This window comes from Pseudomonas nicosulfuronedens, from assembly GCF_005877905.1.
GTDB classification, from domain to species: Bacteria; Pseudomonadota; Gammaproteobacteria; order Pseudomonadales; family Pseudomonadaceae; genus Pseudomonas; species Pseudomonas nicosulfuronedens.
This window is the reverse complement of sequence record NZ_SWDV01000106.1, coordinates 1-1,956: the sequence shown is the minus strand read 5'-3', so window position 1 is coordinate 1,956 and position 1,956 is coordinate 1. Positions and strand designations below refer to the sequence as shown.

The 1,956-nt window shown below is 57.2% G+C and carries 3 protein-coding genes; all 3 read right to left on the bottom strand.

Translation table 11 applies throughout. The features are described 5' to 3' along the window. On the bottom strand, positions 1-486 hold a 486-nt coding region (traF, locus tag FAS41_RS30610; RefSeq protein ID WP_171049601.1), incomplete at its 3' end, for a conjugal transfer protein TraF. Positions 487-607: 121 nt separating this feature from the next. After that, complete coding sequence (locus tag FAS41_RS30605) at positions 608-1,822, bottom strand: DUF7146 domain-containing protein (protein ID WP_171049600.1); 1,215 nt, start codon at positions 1,820-1,822, stop codon at positions 608-610. Beyond that, positions 1,774-1,956 (bottom strand): hypothetical protein (locus FAS41_RS31095; protein WP_218939153.1); only part of this gene is annotated, 183 nt, incomplete at its 5' end. The genes FAS41_RS30605 and FAS41_RS31095, both read right to left, overlap by 49 nt.

Sequence of the window (1,956 nt, the reverse complement as noted above, 5' to 3'; positions counted from 1 at the left end):
CTCGGTGGATATGGCGTCAGCTGCCGCGTTTGAAGCTGGATAACGCATGTCCTCATCGAGGAACGGATCATTACGAATAGTTTCAACAGAATTGCGCGAGAACCTCTCCGCTTTATCTAGCATTAACCTCTGAGCAAAGTAATACGCGCTCATGTTTTCGCGAGTGGGATTGTCAATCGCCTGGTCCCGTAATTTTGGGAGCATCACGCGCAACCACGCGACGGTACCAGGGGCTGGATCAGCAGCCGGCGCTGGTTCAGGAGTTTTCGGAGACTCCGGCGCTTTGGGTGGATCAGGCTTCTCAGGTTCCACCGGCGGAACAGTCTCTTCTGGCGGATCCTCATACCAGAACCACCCACGCTCCTTGTCCTGGTAGAACGAACTCCCAGCCAGGGGATCAGCAGGCGCGGCCGCGGGTACGTCTGCCGCTATCGCTCCAGTAGCGAAGACGGCGAGAACAGCGGCAGAGAAAGAGTGAGTAAGCATGGCAAACCGCCTTGGCGCAGCAATCGATGCTCAAATTCTGCGTGGCGGAGTGAAGCGCAAAGGGCGTTTTCAGGCAGAAAAACGTACGGAAAAAAGTAAATCAGGAGGGAAGGCCTGAGGCCTACCGCACGTGGCGGTAGACCTCTTGCCCGGGGAAACCGGCCGGGCCCTGCCAAAGCAGGACGTCGTTCCAATCAACCCCTTTGGCGCCATGCGGTATGTCTAGTGTCGGCTCCAGAATTCTGGCCCTAACTCCCAAACTCCACAGGCGCTTTTTGAGCGCGACTCCAGCATTCACGCCGGCGCTTTTTCGGTCCTTGTCGATCCAGATTCGAACCTCCTCAGTTCCCGCCGGCGGCACGAACATCTCCATCAGGTAGGTGTTTACCAGTGGCCATACCGGCAACCCCGTTGCGGTCTCGATTGCCAACGCTGTTTCCAACCCTTCGCAGACATCAATCACGCTGCCAGGCGAAGCTGTCGGAATCGCGCAGCCAGGCAGTGCTCTATCGCTTGGAATTGCAAACATCTTCTTCGGCTCCGCGATCGGGGCTTTCTCACCCTTTGGGGTCAGAAAGTGCCTCTGGACCGTCACGGCCTGCTTTGCCGGGGACATCAGTACACCGATGATCCCAGGGAAGGTCGTTTTCTCCCCATCAGGGCCTTTGTGGGTCAGCCTTGGGTGGAACCGCACGAAGCGGCTCAACTCAGGCCGGTCCCAGACAAGGATTCCGCGAGATCGAAGGTAGAGACGAGCAGGTTCGGCATCCGGGTGGGTCAGTGCGACACTCTCTTGCACCATCGTTCGAAGAGTGGCGATTACCCATTCATCCGATAGGCCCTTACTGGCAGCCTTCGGTACAGCACGCTGGGGTATCACCCGCTGAACGTCACCGGCGGTCCGACCATGCTTGTCCTTCACTCCCATGAGGCTTCCGACTTCCTGCAGCGCCTCGTGGAAACTCCAGCTGTTTACCCACATCACCAACGCCAAGCCGTCCGGCTTGATTCCACAGGTACGGCATACGCCGCCACTGGTTGTGTCGCTGGTTTTTCGGAAGATCTTGAACCCATCTCTACCACCGTGAACCGGGCAAGGATAGTTTCGGCCAGGCTTGCCGTTGGCATCTGCCAACCCTGGTGCCAGTTGCTCGAAGACGAATTTCCACCGTCCTTCTGCAGCTTCCAGCACGTCTAACTTCTCGGGGGCGTATACGCCCATCTGATTTGCAGACATGAGTAACTCCAAGGAAATGAAAAGCGCCCCGTAGGGCGCTTCGTGGTGGATCAGTCGATACGGTCGATTTGCCAGGAATTCCTGTGCGTGTTCTTCCATTCGACTTCGTCGTTTTCTTTTCGAATCGGCACAGTGACCGGCGTCTTCTCAAGGAAGGTGAGCCGGATTCTGTCCCCCTTCTGGATATTGGTTCGATTGATCTCCATCGCCAGCTCCGCACCCCAAACGAGGTG

Excerpts from the sequence above, each read along its gene's own strand:
- FAS41_RS30605 (WP_171049600.1), bottom strand. The coding sequence starts at position 1,822 with ATGGAAGAACACGCACAGGAATTCCTGGCAAATCGACCGTATCGACTG.